Annotated in this window: 23 protein-coding genes, 1 tRNA gene, 2 rRNA genes and 5 pseudogenes; 7 read left to right on the top strand and 24 right to left on the bottom strand. The window is 58.4% G+C overall.

Translation table 11 applies throughout. The features are described 5' to 3' along the window. Both G3A56_RS27980 and G3A56_RS29770 read left to right on the top strand, forming a co-directional pair. Positions 1-588 (top strand): annotated as a pseudogene (locus tag G3A56_RS27980) (aminotransferase-like domain-containing protein); the annotation flags it as partial. A gap of 39 nt (positions 589-627) precedes the next feature. Next, entirely contained in the window at positions 628-1020 is a 393-nt protein-coding gene (locus tag G3A56_RS29770) for a hypothetical protein (protein ID WP_425503404.1), read from the top strand. A 589-nt stretch (positions 1021-1609) separates the two neighbouring features. Here the strand turns inward: G3A56_RS29770 and G3A56_RS29250 are convergent. From G3A56_RS29250 to G3A56_RS29220, 10 genes and pseudogenes are all read right to left on the bottom strand, one after another. After that, a complete protein-coding gene (locus G3A56_RS29250) occupies positions 1610-1951 on the bottom strand; it encodes a GMC family oxidoreductase N-terminal domain-containing protein (RefSeq protein WP_164057013.1) in 342 nt (113 codons plus the stop codon). A 265-nt stretch (positions 1952-2216) separates the two neighbouring features. After that, positions 2217-2402, bottom strand: coding sequence for an NAD(P)-binding protein (locus G3A56_RS27960; RefSeq protein ID WP_164057011.1), 186 nt, complete (start codon positions 2400-2402; stop codon positions 2217-2219). A 12-nt stretch (positions 2403-2414) separates the two neighbouring features. After that, positions 2415-3908 (bottom strand): annotated as a pseudogene (locus tag G3A56_RS27955) (aldehyde dehydrogenase). 33 nt (positions 3909-3941) lie between these two features. Further along, complete coding sequence (locus G3A56_RS29245; RefSeq protein WP_246231487.1) at positions 3942-4841, bottom strand: ABC transporter permease; 900 nt, start codon at positions 4839-4841, stop codon at positions 3942-3944. After that, on the bottom strand, positions 4841-5056 hold the full coding sequence (locus tag G3A56_RS29240) for a hypothetical protein (protein WP_246231486.1): 216 nt from the start codon (positions 5054-5056) through the stop codon (positions 4841-4843). Before G3A56_RS29240 ends, G3A56_RS29245 begins: the two co-directional genes overlap by 1 nt. 600 nt (positions 5057-5656) lie before the next feature. Next, positions 5657-6046 (bottom strand): TOBE domain-containing protein, encoded by a 390-nt coding sequence (locus G3A56_RS29235; RefSeq protein WP_246231485.1) that lies wholly within the window; start codon positions 6044-6046, stop codon positions 5657-5659. Further along, a complete protein-coding gene (locus tag G3A56_RS27945) occupies positions 5997-6734 on the bottom strand; it encodes an ABC transporter ATP-binding protein (RefSeq protein WP_246231484.1) in 738 nt (245 codons plus the stop codon). The genes G3A56_RS29235 and G3A56_RS27945 overlap by 50 nt, the downstream gene beginning before the upstream one ends. A gap of 21 nt (positions 6735-6755) precedes the next feature. Then, entirely contained in the window at positions 6756-6971 is a 216-nt protein-coding gene (locus G3A56_RS29230; RefSeq protein WP_246231483.1) for a hypothetical protein, read from the bottom strand. Between the two features lie 7 nt (positions 6972-6978). Then, a complete protein-coding gene (locus G3A56_RS29225) occupies positions 6979-7302 on the bottom strand; it encodes a type 2 periplasmic-binding domain-containing protein (protein WP_246231482.1) in 324 nt (107 codons plus the stop codon). After that, the gene (locus G3A56_RS29220) at positions 7299-7856 is read right to left on the bottom strand and encodes an extracellular solute-binding protein (protein WP_246231481.1); all 558 of its coding nucleotides are present in this window, start codon (positions 7854-7856) and stop codon (positions 7299-7301) included. The genes G3A56_RS29225 and G3A56_RS29220 overlap by 4 nt, the downstream gene beginning before the upstream one ends. A 270-nt stretch (positions 7857-8126) precedes the next feature. Between G3A56_RS29220 and G3A56_RS27935 the strand changes: the two are divergent. Next, a pseudogene (locus tag G3A56_RS27935) lies at positions 8127-9211 on the top strand (Ldh family oxidoreductase). Beyond that, positions 9208-10314, top strand: coding sequence for a mandelate racemase/muconate lactonizing enzyme family protein (locus G3A56_RS27930; RefSeq protein ID WP_130521225.1), 1107 nt, complete (start codon positions 9208-9210; stop codon positions 10312-10314). The pseudogene G3A56_RS27935 and the gene G3A56_RS27930 overlap by 4 nt, the downstream one beginning before the upstream one ends. A 41-nt stretch (positions 10315-10355) precedes the next feature. Here the strand turns inward: G3A56_RS27930 and G3A56_RS27925 are convergent, their stop codons facing one another. Continuing rightward, positions 10356-11039: a GntR family transcriptional regulator gene (locus G3A56_RS27925; protein ID WP_246231454.1), complete on the bottom strand. Its 684-nt coding sequence runs from the start codon at positions 11037-11039 to the stop codon at positions 10356-10358. A gap of 181 nt (positions 11040-11220) precedes the next feature. On the opposite strand from G3A56_RS27925, the pseudogene G3A56_RS27920 reads away from it, so the two are divergent. Beyond that, a pseudogene (locus G3A56_RS27920) lies at positions 11221-11505 on the top strand (DDE-type integrase/transposase/recombinase); the annotation flags it as partial. A gap of 61 nt (positions 11506-11566) precedes the next feature. Then, positions 11567-12757: pseudogene (locus G3A56_RS27915) on the top strand (IS3 family transposase). Positions 12758-12772: 15 nt separating this feature from the next. On the opposite strand, the gene G3A56_RS27910 reads toward G3A56_RS27915, so the two are convergent. The 5 genes from G3A56_RS27910 to G3A56_RS27890 all read right to left on the bottom strand — a co-directional run bounded on the left by G3A56_RS27910 (position 12773) and on the right by G3A56_RS27890 (position 17229). Beyond that, the gene (locus G3A56_RS27910; RefSeq protein WP_210255084.1) at positions 12773-13237 is read right to left on the bottom strand and encodes a hypothetical protein; all 465 of its coding nucleotides are present in this window, start codon (positions 13235-13237) and stop codon (positions 12773-12775) included. A 286-nt stretch (positions 13238-13523) separates the two neighbouring features. Next, positions 13524-13600, bottom strand: a tRNA-Met gene (locus tag G3A56_RS27905). Between the two features lie 96 nt (positions 13601-13696). Beyond that, positions 13697-13811, bottom strand: a 5S ribosomal RNA gene (gene rrf / locus G3A56_RS27900). Positions 13812-14041: 230 nt separating this feature from the next. Further along, a 23S ribosomal RNA gene (locus tag G3A56_RS27895) occupies positions 14042-16404 on the bottom strand. Continuing rightward, a protein-coding gene (locus G3A56_RS27890; RefSeq protein ID WP_130521628.1) for an IS5 family transposase occupies positions 16394-17229 on the bottom strand; the annotation gives its coding sequence in 2 pieces (ribosomal slippage) (positions 16394-16842 and positions 16842-17229; 837 coding nt in all). The genes G3A56_RS27895 and G3A56_RS27890 overlap by 11 nt, the downstream gene beginning before the upstream one ends. A 202-nt stretch (positions 17230-17431) precedes the next feature. Between G3A56_RS27890 and G3A56_RS27885 the strand changes: the two genes are divergently transcribed. After that, on the top strand, positions 17432-18697 hold the full coding sequence (locus tag G3A56_RS27885) for an adenylate/guanylate cyclase domain-containing protein (protein ID WP_130519695.1): 1266 nt from the start codon (positions 17432-17434) through the stop codon (positions 18695-18697). Between the two features lie 171 nt (positions 18698-18868). Here G3A56_RS27885 and G3A56_RS27880 read toward each other — a convergent pair whose 3' ends face one another. The 8 genes from G3A56_RS27880 to G3A56_RS27845 all read right to left on the bottom strand — a co-directional run bounded on the left by G3A56_RS27880 (position 18869) and on the right by G3A56_RS27845 (position 26017). Next, positions 18869-19258: a DUF302 domain-containing protein gene (locus G3A56_RS27880; protein ID WP_130519697.1), complete on the bottom strand. Its 390-nt coding sequence runs from the start codon at positions 19256-19258 to the stop codon at positions 18869-18871. An 86-nt stretch (positions 19259-19344) separates the two neighbouring features. Beyond that, entirely contained in the window at positions 19345-20040 is a 696-nt protein-coding gene (locus tag G3A56_RS27875) for a VIT1/CCC1 transporter family protein (protein ID WP_130519699.1), read from the bottom strand. Beyond that, the gene (locus tag G3A56_RS27870) at positions 20037-20441 is read right to left on the bottom strand and encodes an OsmC family protein (RefSeq protein WP_130519701.1); all 405 of its coding nucleotides are present in this window, start codon (positions 20439-20441) and stop codon (positions 20037-20039) included. The genes G3A56_RS27875 and G3A56_RS27870 overlap by 4 nt, the downstream gene beginning before the upstream one ends. Positions 20442-20601: 160 nt before the next feature. After that, complete coding sequence (locus G3A56_RS27865) at positions 20602-20811, bottom strand: DUF1289 domain-containing protein (protein ID WP_082179016.1); 210 nt, start codon at positions 20809-20811, stop codon at positions 20602-20604. Positions 20812-20819: 8 nt separating this feature from the next. Further along, complete coding sequence (locus G3A56_RS27860) at positions 20820-21095, bottom strand: metal/formaldehyde-sensitive transcriptional repressor (RefSeq protein WP_052820499.1); 276 nt, start codon at positions 21093-21095, stop codon at positions 20820-20822. 30 nt (positions 21096-21125) lie between these two features. Beyond that, positions 21126-22109 (bottom strand): CDF family Co(II)/Ni(II) efflux transporter DmeF, encoded by a 984-nt coding sequence (gene dmeF, locus G3A56_RS27855; protein WP_130519703.1) that lies wholly within the window; start codon positions 22107-22109, stop codon positions 21126-21128. Between the two features lie 432 nt (positions 22110-22541). Continuing rightward, positions 22542-25013, bottom strand: a complete 2472-nt coding sequence (locus tag G3A56_RS27850; RefSeq protein ID WP_130519705.1) for a S8 family peptidase — start codon at positions 25011-25013, stop codon at positions 22542-22544. Then, positions 25013-26017, bottom strand: coding sequence for an AAA family ATPase (locus G3A56_RS27845; RefSeq protein WP_097143403.1), 1005 nt, complete (start codon positions 26015-26017; stop codon positions 25013-25015). The genes G3A56_RS27850 and G3A56_RS27845 overlap by 1 nt, the downstream gene beginning before the upstream one ends. Positions 26018-26021: the final 4 nt, after the last annotated feature.

The following is a 26021-nucleotide window of genomic DNA, read 5'->3' as shown; positions in this document are numbered from 1 at the left end:
GATCATGGAGGACGATTACGACAGCGAATTCCATTATGCCGGCAAGCCGACGGCCTGCGTGCAGGGTCTCGATCCGCACGACCGGACGATCTATATCGGCACCTTCACCAAGTCGCTGTTTCCGGTCTGCGGATCGGTTATGTCGTGCTGCCGCCGCAGCTTTGTGAAGCCGATGACCGTCGCACGCACATTGCTGGATGGACATACGGCGCCCATGGCGCAATTGACGCTTGCCGCTTCATGAAGGCGGGCATTTCGGCGCGCACGTCCGCAGCATGCGCGGCATCTATGCCGAAGCCCGACGTGCTGGCCGGCCAAGTGGCAGACACCTGGCGGATTTCATCGAGCGCGCGCATTCCGGCCGGCGGCCTGCAGATGCCGTGCGTCCTGACCGCCGATCTATCCGAGCGCGCGGCCATCGATGCCGCGCGACGAGTGGGGATCGACATCCTCGGCCTGTCGGCGCTCCATGCTGCCAACGATCCGCAAGCCGGCTTCCTGATGGGCTTTGCCGCCTACACGCCGGCCGAGATCGAGGTGGCTGTCAGGAGGTTGGCGGAGGCGTTCCGGACGATAACGCGCGAATGACCGGATGGATTGAGTATATCACCGCAATACAACAAGCGTATGGAGACCATTCGATTCCGGCCCGAGCCGCAAAAAGGAAAACATGCTAAAGTCATCGCGCAGGATTTCATGCGACTGGACGCCCTTGAAATCGTCAGTCCCCTTTATCGCGAGCTCGTGGAACTCACACGGCGGCCGGCTTCAATGCCGGCCGGTATAAAAGGAGGAGTTCTGCGGCGGCAGTTGCCGGCGAGAATGGCGTCGGCGATCTTCTCGCCGATCATGATCGTTGGCGCATTGGTATTGCCCGTCGTCAGCGCCGGCATCAGTGACGCATCGGCGATGCGCAACCCCGCTCACGCCGTGTACGCAGCCGTCTTGATCGGTCACAGCCATCTCGTCGTGCCCATCCGGCAGGTCGCGACGGGTGGTAAGCGGTTCCGGCATTTCTGACGAATCCAGGCAGCAAGATCCTTGTCGGAAGAAATGTCAGCGCTGGGCGTGACCTCCCGTCCGCGAAGCGGATCCACGACTTCTGGCGGATGATCTCCGCGTGTCTTTTTCACACCCTCGATCATCTCGTTGAGATCGGCATCCTCGGTCAAGAAGCGATCTCGATTTTCGGGGCGGCCTTCGGATCGGCAGAGCGGAGCGAGACGCGACCGCGGCTCTTGGGACGCATGACACTGGTGAAATACTGAAAGCCGTCGAGCACCCTCGCCTCGCACGATAGAATTCGCCGATCATCGGAGGAATTCGTGCTCAATGTTCGGATAGGACACCGTGTCATTGCCACGGAAAAATGCTCCGACTTCGAAATAGTTGCTCGCGCCGAGCCCGGCCGTTGGTCAACAGCCAGCGCAACGCCGACGCAAAGGCCGCCCCAATTTCGAGAGCTGTTTTGTCGGCGACACGACTTGGTTGTCGTATACTGGATAGCCACGCGACATGGTCCTGGAGATCCCGGCCAACACGGGTAGATGGACCCTGCACGCGATGTCATGCGCCTTGAGCGTATCGGTATCGCCGATGCCGGAGAGCATCAGTATCTTGGAGTATCGAACGCACCGGCGCTCAGCACAACTTCCTTTCCGGCCATCGCCTTTTTCACGACACCGCCAATCTCGTATTCGACACCCTGTATTGTGCTGCCATCCATGATCAGCCGCGTCACGGTCGCACCGGTCACGATGGCGAGATTTGCGCCGCCCTCGGCCGGACGCAGATAGGCAACTGCCGTGCTCTCGCGGACGCCGTTGCGAACCGAGGCTTGGGCGCGGTTGACGCCCTCCTGCTGGAAGCCGTTTTGGTCGGTGCTGAGCGGCAGGCCGAAATCCTGCCTGCAGCAAGAAAGGCCTCGTAGAGCGGGTTTTCGGCACGGCATTGGTGCACATGCAGCGGGCCAGTCGCACCACGGTATTCGTTACCGCCCTTCTCGAAGGTTTCCATCTTCTTGAAGTAAGGCAGGACATGCGCATAGGACCACTTCGGCAATCCCTCGCCGCCCAACCTTCGTAATCGAGCGGTGTTGCCCCCGCACGAAAACCATGCCGTTGATAGATGACGAGCCGCCCAGCACCCGCGCCGCGATGCTGGTCGCTTATTCGCCCATTCAGTCCGGGCTCGGGCTCGCTCTTGTAGGCCAGTTGTTACTTCGTGCTTTCGAGTGGCAGGCCCAGTGCCGCCGGCATCCGCATGATGATCGAGCCGTCGCGTGGTCCCGCCTCGAGCAGCAGCACGCTGCGCGTGCCGTCCTCGGTCAGGCGGTTGGCGACCACGCAGCCGGCCGACCCCGCGCCGACGACGATATAGTCGTAGTTTGAGTTCTTCCCCATATCCGTCATTGCCTACCTCAATTGCATCCAGATCGTCTTGAACTGGAGATACTGGTCATGCGCCAGCATGGATTTTTCGCGCCCGCCAAAGCCCGACTGCTTGTAACCGCCGAATGGCACGGCCTGATCGCCTTCCGAGAAGCAGTTGACCGAGACCGTTCCGGCGCGGATGGCGCGGGAGACCTTATGGGCGATGTGCAGATTGTTGGTATAGAGCTGCGCGGCCAGACCATATTTCGTGTCGTTCGCGATCGCGACCGCTTCCTCGACGTCATTGAACGTGATGGTCGACAGCACGGGGCCGAAAATTTCCTCCTGGGCAATGGTCATGCTGTTGGCGACGCCATCGAACACGGTCGGCTCGATGAAGTAGCCGCCGGTCTGTTCGAGGATACGGTTGCCACCGAGCGCGACCAACGCGCCCTCGCGCTTGCCGGCCTCGATATAGCCCAACACCCGCTCCATGTGCTTCTGCTCGATCATGGCGCCCATCTTGGTGTCTTCAGCAAAGGGATCGCCAACCTTCCACGTCTTGAAATTCTCGATGACGGCTTCGAGCAGACGGTCCTTCATGCCGGCATGAACCAGCAGCCGAGAGCCTGCACTGCAGTTCTCGCCTGGGAGAACAGGATGCCAAGAGCGATCTGTTCCACGACAGGACCTAGATCGTCGATATCGTCCATGACGATGACAGGGCTCTTGCCCCCCAGTTCCAGCAGCACGCGCTTGAGATTGGATTCAGCGGCATATTTGAGGAAATAGCCACCCACTTCCGTCGAACCTGTGAAGCTCAGGCAATCGACGTCGCGATGGCGGCCGAGCGCCTGTCCGGATGTCTCGCCATAGCCTGGCAGGACATTTATCACACCATCGGGGATGCCGGCCTCTGCCGCAAGGGCGGCAAGCCTGAGGCCGTGAGCGGCGTCTGCTCGGCCGGCTTGATCACGATGGAGTTGCCGCCAGCAAGCACCGGACCGATCTTCACCGCGGTAATCGCGAGGGGGAAGTTCCAGGGATGACAGCGCCGACGACGCCGATGGGCTCGCGAACCACCATCGAGACGATATCGGCGGAGGTGGGCGAAACGGCGTCATAAATCTTGTCTATCGCCTCGGCATGCCAGCGCAGCGTGGCAATCGCGTCCGGCACGTCGGCATTGAGCGCATCGAGGACAGGCTTGCCTGTGTCGAGGCATTCGAGGACGGCGAACTCTTCCTGATGCTTCTCGACCAGATCGGCAAGCCGCAGCAAGGCGACTTTGCGATCGCGCGGAGCGAGATTGCGCCAACTGCCCTTGTTGAAGGCGGAGCGTGCAGCCGCAACGGCGCGATCCACGTCCTCACGGTCGGTTTCGGCGACCGAGGCAACGACCTTGCCGGTGGCCGGGTTGATTGTATCGAAGGACTTGCCGCTGGCGGAATCGACAAAGCGGCCATCGATGAACGCCTTCGTTTCCGGTCTAATGGTTTCGGCCAGCCGGGCGAGCTCTTGAGCGGTGGACGACATGCTTGTTCCTTTCTTCTTGATGATTCAGCGCGGTCAGGTGCCCTTGGCGTCGAGGAAGCGGCGCGCAATGAGGGTGAGCATGATCGATCCGATACCGATGCAGACGAATATGGCATTGACGGAGGGAGTGAAGCCGAACCGCATCTGGTTCCACACCCAGACCGGCAGCGTCGGCTGCGTTCCGGTCAGGAAGAGCGAGACCACCACCTCGTCCACCGACAGCGTGAAACCGAGCAACGCCCCACCGATGATCGAGCCGCGCACCAGTGGCAACACGACATGCCAAACCGTTTTGGCGTAGGACGCGCCGAGATCGGACGATGCTTCGACCAAGGCAGGATCCAGCCGTCTGAGCCGGCTGAGTACCGTCAGCATGATGACCGGCATGACGAATGTGGAATGCCCGAGCACGACGCGCGGAATACCTGTCGGGATGCGAAGCAACTGGAAAGCAAGCACAAGCGTGATGCCTAGCACTACACCCGGCATGGCGACCGGCAGCGTCAGCAATTGCTCCGAAAGCTTCCCGAAGGAAAGCCTTGCATAGGCGAGCAGGATAGCAAATCCCGTTCCGGCGGCGATCGAGATCAACAGAACCAGAAGCCCGACATAGAGCGACCGGTTGAGCGCCGCAAGCAGCGCTGTGTTGCTCAGTACCTCCTGATACCAGCGGAACGTCATGCCGCTTAGCGGGAACACCTGCACCGTCGCGTCGTTGAAAGAGAATATCGCGATGATTGCGAGTGGCGCATAGAGAAAAAGATAGGGCAGACAGAACAGCGCAAAGGCGAGCCAACGGAACAAAATGTTGCCGGCACTCCTGGCGCCTGCCGGTACTGACAGCATCCCACCCGTCTCGCCGGTCAGGATACCGGGCACGCGCGCTGTCCTGAACATGATGGCGAGAACGACGGCGACCGTCACAAGCAGCATCAATGCGAGCGCCGCGCCATAGGCCAGTTGCCGACAATGCCGAACTGCGAGGCGATGACCATTCCGAGCATCGTCCCATCCAGTCCGCCGACCATCGACGGCGTGATGTAGTCGCCGACCGCCATGAGGAAGGCGAGCGCCACGCCCACCGAAGTGCCGGGACGCGACAGCGGCCATACGACGGTGAAGAAAGCCTGAAGCCGCTTGCGCCGCAATCGTTGGCCGCCTCCGTCAGGCTGGGCGGAATGCGGTCGATCGCTGAATATGCAGCGACGAAGATGAAGGGGATTGAGACATATACGAAGGTGAGGAAGACGGCGAAGGAATTGTAGAGCAGCGCCGAACTCGGCTCCGAGATCAGACCCATCCGCAACAGGAAGGCGTTGAGCACGCCGCTCTCGCCGAGGATCACCCGCCAGGCGAAAACACGCATCAGCAGGCTGATCCAGAGCGGGATGACGACCAGCATGACCGACAGGAACCGGCCGCGCTCAAGAATGCGCGCTGCGTAATAGGCCATCGGATAGGCGATCAGCGTAGCAATCGCCGTGGCCAGCAGGGCGGTCGCCACTGTCCGCCAGAGCAGAACCCAGACGCCTGACGATTCCCACGCGCGCGCAAAATTCTGCAGCGTCAGATCGAAATTGGTCACGCCGTTCTTCGAGGTGAGCAGGCTGACGCCGATCAGCAGGATATTCGGCAGGACCACGAGCAGGGCAAGCCAGGCATAAAGCGACATTCGCGCGAGAATGCCGCACAGCACGGCTGGGACAGCGCTCCCAGTGTTCGGGTTTGCGCGCGATGCAAGGGCGACGTCAGTCATCAAGCACCACACAGTCTTCCGGCTTGAAGGACAGCCAAACCGGCTGGCCATGCTCAAGGATTGCACCACGCCGCGCCGGCGCAAAGGCGATGAAATCCTGGTCGCGGCAACGGACCTTCACCTCGCAAGTATGGCCAAGAAACAGAACGTCGGAGACATGGCCTTTAAGCGCGACACCTTCGGGGCACGGCCGATCGGCGGAGTTATGGTCAGCGCCTCGAACCGCAGGCCAAGGCTTATCGCGCCGGGTCGGCGGACCGCCGCCATGCCGAAGCTTTCGCCACACACCGAGACCACCGAGGAATCCGCCGAACCCGCCGCCTCTGCGGCGATCAGGTTGGACTTGCCAATGAACTGGGCGACGAAGCGACTGTTGGCGCATAATAGATCTCGCCTGGACTGTCGAGCTGTTGAATGCTGCCGGCATTGACTATGGCGACGCGGTTCGACATCGACAACGCCTCGCTCTGGTCATGGGTAACATAGATGAAGGTAATGCCGATCTTACGCTGCAGGTCGACCAGCACATGCTGCATCTGCTGCCGCAGATTGAGATCGAGCGCGGACAGCGGCTCGTCGAGCAAAAGCACCCTGGGGCGGCCAACAAAGGCACGGGCCAGAGCCACGCGCTGGCGCTGGCCGCCACTGACTTGATGCGGCAGGCGCTCCGCCATCTTGTCCATCGCCACCATTTCCAGCGCCTCGGCGACACGTCGACTGCGCTCGGCCTTGTCGACCCCTGCCATCCTCAATGGATATTCGACATTCTGCCGCAACGTCATATGCGGGAACAGCGCATAGGACTGGAACACGGTATTGACGTTCCGCCGGTGCGGCGGAACGTCGGTTACATCCTGGCCATCGAGAAAGATGCGGCCGGAATCGGCCTGCTCGAAGCCAGCGATGAGGCGCAGCGCGGTCGTCTTGCCCGAACCGCTGGGCCCGAGGATCGAGAAAAACTCACCTCGCTCGATTGAAAATTCATCGATCTCAAGCGCTGGAGTCGCAGCTCCGGGATAGCGCTTGACGACATTCTCGAACCGGATGATTGCATCGTTACGTGCAGGCATGTCAGTTACCCCACCCGGAAACTAGAGGGTTCCAGCCTTGAAGTCGTTCCACATCTGGACGCGACGATCGACGCTTTCAGGCGCCTTGAAGAAAACCATCTTCTCCCAGAAACTGGGCTGATTCTGATCGATGATGTTGGTCTTGGCGAGGATATCGTCCTTCACACCACCCTGTCTGGCGCCCTCGTCGGTCAGTACGCCGTTGTTGAGTGACAAGGAGATGAAGCGGACTGCCATTCCAGCGTCAGGTTGTCGTTGAGGAACTGATAGACTTCCGGACGATCGCCATGCGGGTCAAAACCGCATTGTCGATCCAGGTCGGCGTACCTTCCTTGGGGAAGGTGTACTTGAAGTTCATACCCTTGCGCTGGAGATTAAAGACGATGGAAACGTTATTGCAGTAACCGATGACCGCGTCACCGGCCGCATAGATCGCCGCGGCGTCGTTGAAGCCGCGCGCGATGGTACGGACCTGTGGACGAAGGGCGGCGAGCACTTGGGCGCACCTGGCGAAGTCTTCGTCCGAAAGATTGAAGGGATCCGCAACGCCAGCCTGCAGCGCGATCATCGGAAGGTGATATAGGCATCATCGAACAGATTGACTTTGCCGGCATGCTTTTCGTCCCAGAGCGCGGCCCAGCTGTCGGTGCCTTCGGTGACGACATCCGCGTTGAACATCAACGGCTGCGTTCCCCAACTATAGGGTACACCATAGAGATCGCCATCGACCGTGTTGCGTTCCTGATATTTGAGGCCGGGCGTTATGTTGACCGCATTGGGGAGCTTGGAAGCGTCAATCGGCACAATGAGGCCAGCTTCCTTGAAGCGCGGAATGGAACCCGACTCGAAATAGAGTACGTCGGCCTGGATCGCGCCCGACTGGGTCTGGGCAAAAATCTCGTCATTGGAGCCGGCACGAACGACATTGACCTTGACGCCGGTCGCCTTGCTCCATTCCGCGATCCATGCGTCCTCGTGATATGTTTCCCAGGTAATGATCGTAATTTCCGATGCTGCACGCGCATCGCGAATGAAGGCGGGCGCTGCGAGCGCTGCCGTTCCTGCCGCAGCCGCCGCCAGAAAGCCACGCCGCCCTATTTTCAAATCCGTAAAATTCTCCATCACTTCCCTCTTTCGGTTCCCTGATTATTGCCGGCGCCATGGAGCGCCGGGCTGAAGGCGAGCTGCCGAGCACGTCTTCAGATCCTGCCTCCGCACGACCTTCGGAAAAGCGGCTCTTGCGTTTCGCTTTCGCATACTACACATCGCCTGCGCAACAGATTTCTGACGAGCTCGTCGAAAATCTCGCGCACAGCGGCGTGCGAACCTCCGGCAGGTCGCGCAACTGAAGTCCGATTGCAGTGGTAGTTTCGAAATGACGGCGATAAGCCCATCCTCCCTCTCCTCCAAAGGCCAGCCCGCGGCAGAGGAAGCCCAGGACACCGCGTTCTGAGTCTGCAGGAAATCCAAGCCCTGGCCACGCGCATCCTCGTCAGACACGGGCTCACGGAACCGCATGCCGATGCGCTGGCAGACGTCATCACCGCCGCTGAACGTGACGAATGCGCGTCACATGGCACTTATCGCCTCGCCGGCTGGTGCGGACCATCGCCGCCGGCAAGGTCAATGTTGCTGCCAAGCCGAAAATCCAATCAGATCAATCCGCCATCGTCAGGGTCGATGCCGATATGGGCTTCTCCTCGCTTGCCTTCACGATGGGGATCGACGCCTTGACGGAAAGAGCTCGGAGCCACGGCGTTGCCGCCATGGCGATCAATCGCTGCTTTCATTTCACCGCACTCTGGCCGGAGGTCGAGGCTCTCGCCGAGCGGGGCCTCGTATCGCTCGCCATGACGCCGAGCCACAGTTGGGTCGCGCCAAACGGCGGCCGGACGCCGCTGTTCGGCACCAATCCACTCGCCTTCGGCTGGCCTCGGCCGGGACACCTGCCCTACATCTTCGACTTCGCGACCAGCGTCGTCGCGCGCGGCGAGATCGAACTTCATCGCCAGCGCAATCAGCCGATTCCCTATGGCTGGGCTCTCGATCGGCAGGGAAATCCGACCAACGACCCGATTGAGGCCATGGCCGGCGCGCAGATGACATTCGGCGGCCACAAGGGTTCAGCGCTTTCAACCATGATCGAGCTTCTCGCAGGCCCGCTGGTCGGAGATATGACAAGCCCGCAATCCCAGGCTTTCGATGATGGCGACGGCGGCGCCCCCTGCCATGGTGAACTGATCATCGCACTGTCGCCCGACATGTTCATGGGCACGGAACGCGACAGGCATTTCAAAAGCGCCGAACGGCTGCTTGAGGCGATTCCAGCTCAGGGCGCCCGACTACCCTCGTCACGGCGCTTCGCCGCCAGGGCGCGCACAACGCGCGACGGAGTCCGCATCTCCGGCACCCAATATGACATTCTGATGCAACTGCTTGCGCAAGACGCAGCCGCCAATCTTAAGGAAAGACCATGAAAATCACCGGGGTGGACATCTACAAGTATACCGTCGGCTATGCCCACGGAACATACGTCATGTCTGGAGACCGTGTCGCGGCCACGGAAGACGGCACGGTCATCCGCATCCGCACCGACCAGGGTCTCGAAGGCTGGGGCGAGATCACGACACTCGGCAAGATCTACCTGCCGACCTTTCCAGATGGCATTCGGATCGCGCTGAAGGACCTCTCGGAGGCGCTGATCGGTACAGATCCAACCAATATCGGAATGGTCAACCGCATCATGGCCGGCACGTTGATGGGGCAGGAATTCGCCAAGAGCCCGATCGACATCGCTTGCTGGGATATTCTTGGCAAATCGCTCGGCCGGCCGATCTCGGCGCTGATCGGCGGCGTACTCAACGACCGCTTTCCAATCTACGAGGCAGTGCCGCTGGCCGCGCCTGAATCCATGGGCGAGTTCATTCGCGAACGGCGGGCCGCCGGCATCAATCGCTTCCAGCTCAAGGTCGGCAACAACCCCATGGATGATATTGCGCGGACCCGCGCCAGCGTGGAAGCTGGCGATTCCGAGACGATCATCGTGGCCGATTCCAACGGCGGCTGGTCGCTTGCGTCAGCGAAGCTCGCACTCCAAGGCATGGCCGGCCTCGCAGTCTATGTCGAGCAACCCTGCCGCTCGACGGCCGATTGCATCCTCGCGCATCGTGGATCAGCGCTTCCACTCGTTCTCGACGAGTCGATCGTCAACCACGACGAAATCTATCGCGCCAAGTATGAGGCCAACGCTGTATCGGTGAACCTCAAATTCGGCAAGCTTGGCGGCCTCACTAACACGATCAAAGCCCGCGACCTGCTACAGGAACTGAACATGGCGGTCTCGGTGGAGGACATGTGGGGCGGCGACATCATCACGGCCGCGACCAGCCATGTGGCGGCAACGACCCGGCCGGAATCGCTGCTGATGACTCCGTTCTTCAACGACTGGACGGACGGCCACGTTGCCAGCTATCTTCCACGCTCGTCAAACGGCTTCGGCTCCGCGCCGACCGGTCCCGGTCTCGGTATCGAGGTGGAGGTCGACAAGCTCGAACATCTGTTCACGGTGGGCCGCGCCTGAGAGCGAAAACCGGCCGACGCCGCCTGCGACGTCGGCCCCTTTTACTGTTCACCCACAGTTGCTTCTGTTGCGTCAGTCTGGTCGAGATGGAGAAGCGCCATTAGGCCAACCCGGATACGATCGATATGCATGCGCATGAAATCGGCCGCCTCTGCAAAACGCCGTTCCCGGCAGAGCCTTACGAGTTCCTTGTGTTCGCGGACGGCCCGCGCCCGATCGCCAGTAATGTTGGAGAGCTGAATTCGCGTGTGCCGGTCGCATTCGCCGAGGAGGTTCTGGACTGTACTGGTTATACGTGGGCTCCGCGCATGGGTATAAAGCAGCATGTGGAATTCGGAGTTCAGATCGTTCCAGCGGTCGATATCCAGCTTATCGATCGACGTTTCGTAACGGTCAAGGATTTTATCTAGCTTCTCGAAATCCGCGGGTGCGAGATGCGGCGCCGACCTTTCGAGTAAAAACGGCTCGAAAAGGATGCGCATGTTGAAGAGTTCTTCGACCTCCTCTGCACTTAGCTCTACGACCACGGCGCCGCGATGGGGCTGGATGCGCACGATCCCCTCGCTTTCGAGCAAGAGCAGGGCCTCGCGGATGGGTATGCGACTGATTCCGAATTCCTGCGCCAATTCCTCCTGACGCAACTGACGCCCCGGCGGAAAAACGCCCTCAAGGATCCGGCTTCGGATTTCCTCGGCAGCTGCGGTCGACATCGTCTTGTGCTTCAAGCTCTTGCTAACAGTCGCCACGCGGCATTCCTGCTTCACGCAGGTGCACATTTTATACAATGTGCAGAGCCAAATGCAAAGAGATGGCGACAACCGGCATGAGATCCAACTTCGCCCCAGTTTCGGGAAAGTCCTGAGTGTCAACCGGCGCCGAATATTGACCCTTAACAGGGCGCAAGCGCGTGGCCGCAAACGAGCCCTGGGAACACGAGCGCCGATGGCAATCCCGCAGGGCCCGAACCAGCGCTGGAGCATGGACTTCGTCTCGGTTGCGCTGGTCGACGGCAGGCGCTTCCGTATCCTGTATGTCCTCGACGAATTCAGCCGCGAGTGCCTTGCCACCGTGGTCGACAACTCGCTATCCGGCGAGCGTGTCGGCCGGGAACTGGATCGCATCGCGCTCACAACCGGTTACCCCTGCATGATCGTCTCGGACAACGGAACGGAGCTGACCTCGAACGCCATTGACCTGCCACTGAGAACTTCCTCCAGAATGGATTAGAGTCCGGCCCATTGAGGACGGACTTATGAAGAAGCAGCGATTTACGGAAGAGCAGATCATTGCGGTGCTGAAGGAGCAGGAGGCCGGAGCGAAAGCGGGCGATCTTTGCCGTAGGCACGGGATTTCCGAAGCGACCTTTTATAACTGGAAAGCTAAATACGGCGGCATGGAGGTATCTGAGGCCAAGCGCCTGAAGGCGCTGGAGGATGAGAACGCCAAGCTGAAGAAGCTGCTCGCCGAACAGATGCTGGATACAGCCGCACTCCGCGAACTTCTCTCAAAAAAATGGTAGGGCCTGCCGCCAAGCGTGACGCTGTCGCGCATCTGAAGGTCACGATGGGGCTTTCGGAACGGCGGGCCTGCCAGATTGTATGTGCCGACCGAAAGACGATCCGTTATCGATCCTCTCGACCGCCGGAGGTCGAGTTGCGAGCGAAGCTACGCGATCTGGCCAATGAGCGACGGCGGTTTGGCTACCGACGGCTGTTCATTCTGCTTCGGCGCGATGGGGAACCGTCCGGTGTCAATCGCATCTATCGGCTCTATCGCGAGGAAGGTCTCTGCGTGCGCAAACGCAAAGCCAGGCGTCGTGCTGTTGGCACGCGTGCGCCGATCCTCGTCGAAGCAAAAGCGAATGCTCGCTGGTCGCTGGATTTCGTCCACGATCAGTTCGCCTGCGGCAAACGCTTTCGCATCCTCAATGTGGTCGACGATGTCACACGCGAATGCCTGGCGGCGATCCCGGACACATCTATCTCTGGTCGCCGTGTCGCGAGGGAACTGACGACGCTTGTCGAGCGAAGGGGCAAGCCCGGCATGATTGTTTCAGACAACGGGACCGAACTGACCTCGAATGCCATCCTTGCTTGGTCGAAGGATCACAAGGTCGAGTGGCACTACATCGCGCCGGGAAGACCGATGCAAAATGGCTATGTCGAGAGCTTCAACGGCCGCATGCGCGACGAGCTGCTCAACGAGAGCCTGTTCTTCGGTCTCGATCATGCTCGCAGCGCCATTGCGGAATGGGCCGGCGACTACAACAATTTCCGGCCGCACTCATCGCTCGGATACCAGACCCCAGCGGACTATGCCGGGATCATCGCCGCAACCGGCTCCAACGCTACGCAATGTGGAAGCTCCGCGTTTCCGCCGGTTGCTCCCACCCCGCCATTTGGCTTATCAAAAAAACGCCGACGCTCTAATCGCAGCCGGATGAAACTTCAGTGGCAGGTCAAGCTTGCTTGTACTCGGCGGGGCTGAACCATGGCCGGTGAACAATCTTCCCCTGCGTCTTATACGGCGGCGACAGGTCGGGAAGATGCTGGAGCCATTTATGGCGAATGGCGGTTTTCAGGACCTGCCGGAGCGTGCCCACCTCGTCATGCAAGGTGCTGCGTGCCGGTGCCCTCCCCGTCGTGGACGTGGCAATGCGCTGCACGCGATAATCCTGAACTGTACCGGCATTGATTTCCGAGACGCCCATCTTGCCGAAGAACGGCACCAGATGGAGCCGCAGGCGGATGCTGTGACCCTCCACCCATTTGGGGCTGCGCTCCCCCTCGGTGATGGCCGCATATTCCTGCTCGAACTTCTTGGCGGCTTCCGCGAAGGTGGTTTCGGTCTTCAAAATACCCGCCGCCGATTTCCCGCGCAAACCGAGAAGCCAGTCTTCTGCAAAAGCCTTGGCCTGCTCCAAGCCGGTTTCCTTGGTGCTCACACGATACTGACGGCCCTTTATGGACGTAGAGCAATGCCAGACGCGGCCCCGCGCCGGTAAATCTGCACCAATCCTCCGAGGATTTCATGGCTTGGCATGCTGCCCTCCCATTTCGCTTATTGCTCGATATGGGAAGAGGGAATCACACCATCAAGCCTCCCGTCAAACGGGTGGGGTGTGTTTGTGCTGACTGTGTGCTAGGTCCAAAAACGACTTCAGCCTCCCGAAGGAGGCCGATTAAAGTCTTGATAGTCTTTAAGAAACTTGGTTGCGGGGGCAGGATTTGAACCTGCGGCCTTCAGGTTATGAGCCTGACGAGCTACCGGGCTGCTCCACCCCGCGTTATTGTTTATGCATTGCAAAAGGGCCGCTTTGAGGGCGGCCCGATTTCGGCTTGGGCCGAGGCTTGTTATGAGAAGATTTGATTGCCTTTAGCAGACCTGGCAGCGACCTACTCTCCCGCGTCTTGAGACGAAGTACCATTGGCGCTGGGGCGTTTCACGGCCGTGTTCGGAATGGGAACGGGTGCAGCCACCCCGCCATGACCACCAGGTCGGCTAAGGGCAATCTTTTGAGAAGCTGGTAGAAGGCTCGAGCCTTCGTTTGTCTTAATTTTGTGAACACGTCTTTGATCTTTGGCCTGGCGTTTCGGAGCGAATCTCCGCAAGGCCAGAGGCCGTCGCGCCTGATGGCGCGGCCCGTCCGGAGCGCTTTGGCGCGTCAGGACAGAAGATCAGCATCATCAGTGCAGCTATGCTGCGCCGATGAGCATGAACAATGAGAACGATCAAGCCAATCGAGCTATTAGTACCGGTAAGCTTCACACATTGCTGCGCTTCCACACCCGGCCTATCAACGTGGTCGTCTTCCACGGCTCTCAAGGGAATACTCGTTTTCAGGTTGGTTTCCCGCTTAGATGCCTTCAGCGGTTATCCATTCCATATATAGCTACCCTGCTATGCCCTTGGCAGGACAACAGGTCCACCAGAGATATGTCCATCCCGGTCCTCTCGTACTAGGGACAGATCCTGTCAATATTCCTACACCCACGGCAGATAGGGACCGAACTGTCTCACGACGTTCTGAACCCAGCTCACGTACCGCTTTAATTGGCGAACAGCCAAACCCTTGGGACCTGCTCCAGCCCCAGGATGCGATGAGCCGACATCGAGGTGCCAAACAACCCCGTCGATATGGACTCTTGGGGGTCATCAGCCTGTTATCCCCGGCGTACCTTTTATCCGTTGAGCGATGGCCCTTCCACGCGGGACCACCGGATCACTATGACCGACTTTCGTCTCTGCTCGACTTGTCAGTCTCGCAGTCAGGCGGGCTTATGCCATTGCACTCGACGACCGATTTCCGACCGGTCTGAGCCCACCATCGCGCGCCTCCGTTACTCTTTCGGAGGCGACCGCCCCAGTCAAACTACCCACCATACACGGTCCCGGATCCGGATAACGGACCGCGGTTAGACATCCATGACGATAAGGGTGGTATTTCAAGGATGGCTCCACAGAAACTGGCGTCCCTGCTTCAAAGCCTACCACCTATCCTACACATGCCTTGGCGAATGCCAGTGTAAAGCTATAGTAAAGGTGCACGGGGTCTTTCCGTCTGACCGCAGGAACCCCGCATCTTCACGGGGAATTCAATTTCACTGAGTCTATGTTGGAGACAGCGGGGAAGTCGTTACGCCATTCGTGCAGGTCGGAACTTACCCGACAAGGAATTTCGCTACCTTAGGACCGTTATAGTTACGGCCGCCGTTTACTGGGGCTTCAGTTCAGAGCTTGCACCCCTCCCTTTAACCTTCCAGCACCGGGCAGGCGTCAGACCCTATACGTCGTATTGCTACTTCGCAGAGCCCTGTGTTTTTGATAAACAGTCGCTACCCCCTGGTCTGTGCCACCCCATCATACTTGCGTACAAAAGGGTCACGCTTCTTCCGAAGTTACGCGTGCAATTTGCCGAGTTCCTTCAACATAGTTCTCTCAAGCGCCTTGGTATACTCTACCTGACCACCTGTGTCGGTTTCGGGTACGGTCTATACGGTGGAGCTATTTCCTGGAACCTCTTCGCCGCCCAACCAATCCAATAAGGTTGAACAACACACGAGATCCGTCACTACCACCAGGCCCACGAATATTAACGTGGTTCCCATCGACTACGCGTGTCCGCCTCGTCTTAGGGGCCGGCTAACCCTGCTCAGATTAACTTTAAGCAGGAACCCTTGGTCTTTCGGCGAGGGAGTCTCTCACTCCCTTTATCGTTACTCATGTCAACATTCGCACTTCCGATATCTCCAGCAGCCCTCACGGGTCCGCCTTCACAGACTTACGGAACGCTCCGCTACCACTTGCATTGCTGCAAATCCTCAGCTTCGGTGCATGGCTTTAGCCCCGTTACATTTTCGGCGCAAAGACCCTTATTTAGACCAGTGAGCTGTTACGCTTTCTTTAAATGATGGCTGCTTCTAAGCCAACATCCTGGTTGTTTTGGGATCCTCACATCCTTTCCCACTTAGCCATGACTTGGGGACCTTAGCTGGAGGTCAGGGTTGTTGCCCTTTTCACGACGGACGTTAGCACCCGCCGTGTGTCTGCCGACTAGTACTCCTCGGTATTCGGAGTTTGGTTAGGATCAGTAAGACGGTGAGTCCCCATAGCCCATCCAGTGCTCTACCCCCGAGGGTATTCGGTCGACGCTCTACCTAAATAGATTTCGCGGAGAACCAGCTATTTCCGAGTTTGATTGGCCTTTCACCCCTAGCCACAAGTCATCCCGAACTATTGCAACAGTTATGGGTTCGGCCCTCCAGTTGGTGTTACCCAACCTTCAGCCTGCTCATGGCTAGATCACTCGGTTTCGGGTCTAATGCAACTAACTCAATCGCCCTATTCAGACTCGCTTTCGCTGCGCCTACACCTACCGGCTTAAGCTTGCTAGTTACACTAAGTCGTTGACCCATTATACAAAAGGTACGCCGTCACCCTTGCGGGCTCCGACTGTTTGTAGGCATCCGGTTTCAGGTTCTATTTCACTCCCCTTGTCGGGGTGCTTTTCACCTTTCCCTCACGGTACTTGTTCGCTATCGGTCATGCACGAGTACTTAGAGTCGGTCCGGAAAGTTATTCAGTTTGAACAGAGCCTTCTCAGCATGAGGCGAATGGATGCCAATTTGAGGAAGGCGAGTGCGTTGCGTGACATGTTTTCGAAGTCCTTGGCCAGCCTGCGGCAACGTCCCAGCCACGCGAAGGTCCTCTCAACCACCCAACGTCTCGGCAAGACCTCGAAGCCTTTGGCAGTATCGGAGCGCTTGACGATTTCGGTCGCAAGGCCCGGCATGGCCTTCTTCTGCCCCTTGGCAAAGACAGGTCCCTGATAGCCGCCATCGGCGAACAGCCTTTTCAGGAACGGGTACCTCCCAAACAGCGTCTTCAAGACCAGCACGCCACCGTCACGATCCTGGATGTCGGCCGGGTGAACCAGGGCATGAAGCAGCAGCCCTACCGTATCGACGAGGATGTGGCGCTTCTTGCCCTTGATCTTCTTGCCCGCATCATACCCGCTCGGGTCGATGCAGATCCCCCTTTTTCGGCGCTTTTAACGCTCTGGCTATCGATGATGCAGGCGGTGGGACTGGCCTCACGATCCATCGCCTCGCGGCATTTCACATAGAGTTCATCGTGAAGACGGCCGAGTGTGCCGTCCCAGTTCCAAAGGTCGAAATAGTCGAACAACGTGCTCTTGGCCGGCAGGTCTTTCGGAACGGCGCGCCACTGGCAGCCCGTGCTCAGCACATACAGCAGGCCGTTGACGACCTCGCGAACATTGACCTCACGTCGGCGCCCGCCACGCTTGGCTGGAGGGATCAACGGCTCCACCAGAGCCCATTCCGCATCCGTCAGATCACTCGGATAGCGCAATCCATCGCGCTTGTATTTTCCACGGTTCGCTGTCGTCCACATCGCTGCCTTGCCCGAAAAGAATCATCTCAAAGCCAGGGAATCATAACCGACTCAGATTACGCAACTTCTTTCCGGACCGACACTCAGGTTACAAAGATTTATAGTGACGGCAATATAAATTCGAACTCAGAATCGTAAGATCAGTCTTCGTGAAGATCGAATCCACGAATGAAATGACGAAAAGAAACGAAGGTGGCAAACATTGGATAATGAGATTCTGGCGCGCCCCTATCCGTTAAGACGGAACTATAACCTGTTCGTACTACCGATTTTCTTCCTGACGATTTCCGGCCTACTTATTGCCGTCTCAAACGCTCTGTCTGTTAGTGTCGAACGTGCCTATAGTGCACAAACGGCTTCGCTCCATGCCGCGCTGTTCGCGCCGATCTTGGGGAAAGCCAGACACTCGGAGATCGGAAGTGGAGGAAAAGTCAGCGACGCTGACCAGACAAGACAGGCTATCGAAACGGAAGCGAAGGAGCTTGACTTGCTCTGCGCAGTTGCTTTTACCGAAGACGGCAAGGTACTGGCGGCAACCAACGACACATCGTGCATGGCCTCAACGATAAGTCGCATCCCCGAAATATCTGACGGACAGACAGTCTTTCTCGAAGAAGATGGGCCCCCTGTGCATTGGACCGTGCTCAGCAGGGCGCCAGGTATGACAGGGTCTATGTCGGTCTACATCGCCACTTCCGAAAAGGCATCCGCCCGCGAAAAACTTCTCGACAACGATACGATTATTTGGATCGTTATCCTTGGCGTGCCTCTAATAGGAGCACTTTGCCTCTCCACGTATTTCGTCTCACGGGCACAAAATGAAATCGACACACGCACAAACGCCCTGAATGAGGCGCGAAAGTCGCTCGCACATTTTGTTTCCGACAGCACTGAGAAGCGCGTTAGTTCCGGGCGCTCGAGCGCCGAGCGCCTGGCTGCGTCCATCCTGGTCCTCGATATCAGAGACTTCTCCAGTTTTGTCGAACAGGCGAGCGCCGAAGAAGCCGCTGCCCTTGTGTCTGAGGTTGCAAGCCACAGCTTCGCGGCCATCCTCGAACACGGCGGCGATATTGATCGCCTCGTGGGTGACGGGCTTGTCGCCTGGTTCGAAGGATCAGAAAGAAAGACAAACGCCCTCAGGGCGTCGGAGGCAATTCTGACAAGTGTCTCACGGGCGAATTTGCCCAGAGGGATCGGCATAGGACTGCACGACGGCACTGTGATAGAGGCCGTGATCGGAACCGAAATTCGCAAGGATGCAACGATCCTCGGTTCGCCCGTCAACGTTACCGCGCGACTGTGTGCTGCGGCACTACCAGGTGAAATCGTGGCCTCCAGTGAATTTTTCGAGGTGGCGGCAGGGCACGAGTTCAACGTTTCGGCTAGAGGCTCACTTCTGCTGAAGGGTATCGCCAATCCTATCGAGACGATTCGGCTTTCGCTGATGAACCGACGCGTGCTTGTCTAACCCGGCAGTGGCTCAAGTTCGGTTCCGTCATCTTCAACGCCCAGTTTTTCCCGCAGTTCAGGCGTTTCATTCGGGCCTATTTGCTCCTCGCTATTCGAGTCGCTGACGAATGTTAGGGGGAGCATCGCATGCTTGCCTTGTCAACGGCGACCGTATTGACCACCAACGTCCTCAGACGCTCGCAATCGCCTGTTCAAGCAAAGACCGCACGTGCGCCGCGACCGTCTTCAGTTGCTGGTTTTCGATAGCCTGCATCGAGGCCACGGGGTCGATGGCGCTGACCATGATGGCGCCCCCCTCCAGCGATCGTACGATCACGTTGCAAGGCAGCATCGCGCCGACCTTCGGCTCGATCTTCATCGCCTCGAGGGCCATCTTCGGGTTGCACGCACCCAGGATGAGATAGTCCGGTATATCGACGTCGAGTTTCTTATTCATGGTCGCTCGTACGTCGATTTCAGTGAGGACACCGAACCCGTTGCTCGCGAGAGCCGCCTTCGTGGCTGCGACCACCTGATCAAATGGTATTCCGTTGGTCGTCTTATCGAGAGTGTAGGTCATGTTCTTCCTCCATATAAATCGGCTCCTGCCGATTAATCCGCCGGTGTGAGGACCACACAGTAACACTTGATCAATATTCCGCACACCTAGACGGCTGTTCCCACCAAGGCGCCTATGCCTGCTGTCAGCGCCATCGCAAAGGCGCCCCAGAAGGTTACGCGTACCGTGGCCCTCAGCACATTTGCACCGCCTGCCTTGGCACCAATCGCGCCGAGCAGGGCGAGGAACATAAGCGAGGCTACAGAGACCAGCATCACCAGTTGGTTCGGTGGCGCCACCCATACCATTGCGAGTGGCATTATCGCGCCAACCGCGAACGTCAGAGCCGACGTCAGCGCGGCAACGATCGGTCGGGCGGTAGTGATTTCGGAGATGCCAAGTTCTTCGCGGGCATGCGCCTCAAGCGCATCCTTCTGCATTAGTTGCACTGCTACCTGTCGGGCCAGATCAATCTCGACGCCGCGCCTGGTGTAAAGCTGTGCGAGTTCCTCGCGCTCAAGATCGGGCTGGCCGTCAAGCTCAAGCCGTTCGCGGGCGAGATCAGCCTGTTCGGTATCCGCCTGCGAGCTGACCGAGACATATTCTCCAGCCGCCATCGACATCGCACCAGCCACGAGGCCGGCGACGCCGGCGATCAAGATCTCCGAGCTGCCCGCCGCGGAGGCTGCAACGCCGACGATTAAGCTCGCAGTGGATACGATACCGTCATTTGCACCGAGAACGGCGGCTCGCAGCCACCCGATCCGGGAAACGAGATGCGTTTCGCGATGAAGGCCCCTCATGACTTCCTCCAGATTACACCATCTAAGCGGGCTGCAAGAGGGACGGTGTTGGAGATTGTGCCGTATTTGCGGACATTCTTGTGTAAAAGTTCAAGCCGTTGGTCAGTCTCATCGGTATCGACCACGAGTTGGTACTTGACCGAAACGATAAGCGGCGGATCATCCTGTCGAACGGCGTGAAGGACCACCTCGACACCATCAATAGAGAAAGCGAGGGGAGGAATGACGCGCTCAATGCCCTTGATCATACAGGCAGCGATGGACGCGAGCAGAAGTTCGGCCGGATTGAAGGCATCGGCAGCGCCGGACAGTCCCGTGGCAAGCCTGACCTCGGCAGTCTCGGTGCGTGCCACACTCTCCCTAGGATCTATCCGTTGAGCCGAGACCTTGTATCCGAGCATCACTCGTCCTCCATGGCGCAGCCATGTTTAGGAGACCACAAGCCCCACACTATGCTTTGATCACAAACAAAAATTGATCGACATCAATCGAAAAGATCAATGATGGACGTCCGCGTTCGGCTGGTTTGCGCAATAACCGGCCTTTGTTAGTTGTAAAATTCTACAAGCAAGCGGATGCGGTCGCAGCGCCGTCCTCGCCATCCTTTAATCGCTTCATGCGGCGTTTCAATTCAGTCGACAAATTTGTCCGGTGATAGGGCGACATTTTGCGCCACGCCTTGATTTCATCCGCCGTCCGGCCGCAGCCCAAGCACCATTTATTGCGCGGATCGAAGCGGCACAGATCGGTGCAAGGCGACTTATTATTCATCATGAACCTTATTTGAGATAAGCGCGAATGACATCGATCAGTTCGGCCGCGCCTTCTTCACGCTCTTTCTGACTCAGACTTTCGGCGGCCAAGTGCATGCGGATATGATCTTCGATGACTTCGCCCATTAGACCGTTGATGGCACCACGCGCACCCGCGATCGTTTGCATGACTTCGACGCAACCCTTTTCCTCCTCAAGCATCCGCTCGACACCTTCCATCTGCCCGCGAATACGACGTACGCGGTTGATCAGCTTTTGCTTTTCGCGGATGGTATGGCTCATAGGAATGCTCCTTCGGTATAGACGTTTTTGTCAAGCCGCGCGGGTTTCGACCTCCACCGTCACATGCGACAGATCGTGAATGGCCGCAAGCTTTGCGCGGTAGTAGGACGGCGCATGCGGATCATTGACGACGATAGAAACGATGGCTCCGTGGTGGCCGGGCCCGAGTTGCCAGATGTGGAGATCGACGATTTCCGCGCCTTCCTTGACGAGGATTTCCTGTATTTCCTCGGGGAGGTCTTCGCCTTCAGGAACGTAGTCGAGCAGGACGCCGCCCGTATCTCGGATTAATCCCCAGGACCAGCGAGCGATCACAATAGCGCCGACGATACCAATAGCTGGATCAAGCCAGAGCCAGTCATAGAGGCTTCCGAGAACCAGCGCGCCGATCGCCAGAACGGAGGTCAGCGCATCAGCCAGTACGTGGATGTAGGCGGCGCGAAGGTTCTGATCCTGGCCTGCATTGTGCCCGTGTCCGTGAGCATGGCCATGATCGTTTCCGTGATGGTGATCATCCTTGAGGAGCCATGCGCAGACAAGGTTTACGATCAATCCGACCACCGCCACGATGATGGCTTCCCTGAAATTGATCGCTACAGGCGACTGGAAGCGCAGAAAACTTTCCCAGCCGATAAGCACCGCGATTAGCGCCAGGATCACGGCGCTGGCGAATCCTGCAAGGTCGCCGAGCTTGCCAGTGCCGAATGAGAAGCGGCGGTTGCTGGCGTGCTTGCGAGCATAGAGATAGGCCAATGCCGCGATGAGCATGGCCGCAGCGTGCGTGGACATATGCCAGCCATCTGCCGTCAAAGCCATAGACCCGAACATGTTTCCGGCGACGATCTCCACCACCATCATGGTGGCGGTGATACCAATCACTAGCCACGTGCGGCGTTCGTTCCGCAGGTGGTTGTCGCCAAGGAAGAAATGTTCATGGGCGGCGTTGAGCGCACGACCATGGCTGTGATCGTGCGGATGGGGATGGTCGTGCGCATGCCCTTGAGATGAACTCATAGCCTAAACTCCATTTCATATATTATAGGGGGGTATACTATTTGTAAGACGAATACAAACGTTCTGAAATCGGCGGAGTGTTTGTTCTTACAAAGTAGATGACGTCATCAATGACTGCATGGGCGGAATCCAGACACCGCCGATTCGGCGTTGGGAAGACGCTTGACGCCAACACGCAATTTAGAGAACCGCCGGCAAAAATCCGGAAACCGCGACCGATAGCATCCAGCGCGCGAGTCCGCACTTAAACCATTGATCGCCACACTGCCGCCTTGGGCCGTTAGATTTAAACGCCTTGAAGGGATACGAACCATCGCCCCTATTATCACCAGAGCCTACCGACCATCTCGTCCAAACACTTGGACAAGTCTCGCACCAAATCGGAAGGAGTGCGGGCCTATTGTGGCCGGCCGCCAATTAATCAAAGGAATCCTACACCTGTGCGACGATCTCTGTCTTCAGAATCGTCTCGACCGCCGCATAAAGATCAACCGCGGCACCAGGCGCGCGAATGGTCACGATCAGCGAATAGCGCGCCTTCTCGTTGTATCGGTCCAGATACGGCTTTTCCTTCCACCAACCGCCAACTGGATAAATACCGATGGCGTCACGCTCGGCAAGATCAGCCGCCGTTCCCCGCCAGAAATCCGAATGCAGCGATCCGCTGTCGCGGAATGTACCCAATAACCAGCTTTCGCCGACGTTGACGGGTGTACCTTCTTCCTCGTTTCGGGCAGCCTGGTTGATGCGGGCACGGAACTCGTCGACGGATTCCGTGGCTGTTTTCATCTGGAAGCGCAATCCGTGAGAAGCGTATCTGTGACGCCTAGTCCAGCCTCGCTCGCCGGGGTTCGGCTCGATGAAATAGGACAGCGTGACCCGGACCTCGACAGGCTCAGCGCCCAAGGCCAGCAGATTGTCCTTCGGCCAAGGAAGCAGATGAAGCTTCATATCTCTCATTTTGACTGATCCGCTCCCTTCTCGCTGGAAGGGTCGAATGTCGTCCTCGATCATCAAAGTCAGATCGTTATTGGCGGAAAGCAGCGCTCTGCCGAGATTTGGCACGCCGTAACCGTAGCGGCGCAAAATCGATTGCAATTGCGTTTTGTTGCCGTGGCAGGCCGTGACGCGGGCGGCCATCGCAGGTGTCCATTCGGCAGAATGAACCAATAAAGCACGGACAGTCTCGGGCCAGAGCCCCGGCCGGCTGACCATGATCTCTGCCGCGAGCTTGGCAGCTTGCGCGGTTGCGGAACTGGTGTCGCCAATCGTAGAGAAGTAGCGGTTTTCGGGCCGGAAGTGCGTCGTCAGAATGCGCAGGTCATCAATCGGCTCACCAGGATTGACGCCGTCATGCGCCAGGTTCCCGCCCTCCATGACGATGTCCGGCTTGACCGGCCACTGACGATCCCAGGTGACGGAGGTCCTGCTCGCCGGAGACAGTTCTCCAGCGGGCGCGATCGGGGCGTAGCCGGCAAAAGGCGCATCGATAACGTCAACTTTGTTGGTGAAAGCCCCGACGGTGATTGCGTTCCAAGCTTGCGCTGGATCATCTAGCGGTTCGATATCGTTGCGAACCAGGTGATCCGCAGGGCTTAAGTCAACCCGTATGTTTCCAGCAGCTATCAGGATCAACCGCTGCGCATCCGTCTCGAAGCAGAGTTGGTCGATCGAAGCAGACCAGGATGAGGCTCGCCCCCGCGAAGGAGCCGTGCTTGTTATAGCAGTCGCTACGACCCGACTTCTGTGCGGCGCCTGAATCTCGGCTCGAGCAATCGCCTCACCGGTAATCGCGCCGTAGAGATCAGGTCGGTTTTCATCCGCGTCGCCAGGTGGCAGAATTCTAACACTTTCCAGCCGATATTGCAGTTCGACAGCGTCCTCAGAAGCAAGCGGATCAATCAGATCGTTATAAAGTGCTACTCCGGCCATTCGCGTGCCGTGACCCTGCCAAGCTGGCGTGTCGTCGGCGCCCCAAGCCGGATTGATCGTATGCCAATCATCGATCGACAACACCGGCTCGATCAAAGGATGAGTGCGGCGGACCCCGCTGTCCAAAAGGCATATAGCAACGTCACCGGCAGTCTGCGAGACCTGAACGCGACCAGCGAGATCGTCTGTCCAAGCTCTTTGTTCTGCACCTCCAAGACCTGTGAAAAACGCTGGCGTATCTTTTGCCCGGCGCAACTCAGCGATGGTATCGCTGCGAGCAACGACGCGATCCATGGTCACGGTGCTTGCCAACGCCAAGACGACTTCGCGCTCGGGGAACCGGATGGCGTGCTGGCGCAGCTCTATTTCCAAAGCGGCCGCTATGGCTTCAAACTTCTCACGCCTGCCTTCGCGCAACCAGATTTCCCACCACACCGCGAGTTGCTGGTCGGGTGGAAACAGCGCTGCGTCATCCGTGAAGAGAGAACGCGCGGATGCCAGCTGTGCGGTTTCGATCCTTGAAATTAGAGGCTCATTTCGAGGACGCCCTTTGTCGGTGTCCGTCGATCGATACTGCTCAATCTTGTTTAGGAAGTAGTTTTTTGCACGCTCGGGCACAAATACCGAGGCCTTGACGATACCGCCGTCGCCTTCCGGCTCGCGGACTGCGACAACCTCCATTTTTTGTTGTCTGTTCGCGAGCTGGTCGATTGCGGCCCCCTCGGAGGCAGGAAGATCGAACTCGAGATAGAAACCGCGCGTCTCAAAGGCTGTTACCCCGGTTTCGGCAAGCTGCTGCTCTGCCGCCGCGACAGCTCCTCCGACTGCCAACGCCAGCGCCTGGGCATGAGCCTGCCTATTGCGTTGAGGTAGCGCCGGTGGGTCAATTTTCCGGTTTGGGCGCCGGTATGGCTCTGCCGCGCCGTTATCTCTCAGCAGGAAATGCGGGCGATCGCGTGGTCCGGTTGCCATTATGGCCTGTTGCTCGCATCCATAGCTTGGGCAGCCAAGCGGCGCTCGGCAAGCGCGTCAAATATGCTTGCAGCAGTGACCGTGCCCGAATTATCCAGAATGACGGACTTGGCGGCGTCGTCAGCCACACGAGTAATATCTGCCGGCGAAAGGCCGTGTGCCGCGTTCGCGACATCTACCCACGACAGTTCGGGTGTTGCGAAGCGATCAAGCCTGTTACGAAGGATCGCTTCGATGAGTGACACATCCGGAAGCGTGTATTCGATAACGTCGTCGAAACGACGCAAAAGCGCCCGGTCCAGTAGTTCGGGATGGTTCGTCGCAGCGACGATTAAGGCCTGGCTTTCATCCTGTTCTACGAATTGAAGGAAGGAATTGAGCACACGCCGGATTTCTCCGACGTCCTGCCGGTCTCCCCTCTTCGCTCCGATCGCATCAAACTCATCAAAGAGATACACGCCGCGGGTCGCGGTCATGGCATCGAAAACCAAGCGCAACTTCGACGCGGTCTCGCCCATAAACTTTGTGATGAGGCCGTCCAAGAGAATGGTGAACAAGGGAAGATGCAGTTCTCCCGCCAAGGCGCTCGCCGTCATCGTCTTGCCGGCGCCCGGCGGACCGACGAGCAAGATCTTGCGGCGCGGCTGAAGTCCGTGGCTTTGGAGGCTCGCCTGCTGCCGCTGCTCGGCTAAAATACGATCGAGACGTTGGCGAAGGGGTTGTGCCAGAACCATGTCTGTTAGGCGGATGTCGGGGTAACGGGCACTCAGCAGACCGGCGAGTTCACCCTTCGGCTGCACAAGTACGATCGCCCCGCCCGCCCGGCGCATGCTCGGCTGGCGCGTCTTTGCTGTATCAACGAGATCTTTAACCTCCTGCGCCAGCTTACCATGCCCCTGCCGCGCCTCATGGGCGGCCAACTGGAGAGCCGTCGACAGGAAACGGTCCTCATCGCCGGCGATGTGGCTTTTCAGAAGAGTCACAATGTGGCGAGCGGTGGTCATCGTA

This window comes from Rhizobium oryzihabitans (genome assembly GCF_010669145.1).
GTDB classification, from domain to species: domain Bacteria; phylum Pseudomonadota; class Alphaproteobacteria; order Rhizobiales; family Rhizobiaceae; genus Agrobacterium; species Agrobacterium oryzihabitans.
Note: the sequence above shows the minus strand (reverse complement) of the source record. Positions and strands in the feature narration are given on the sequence as shown.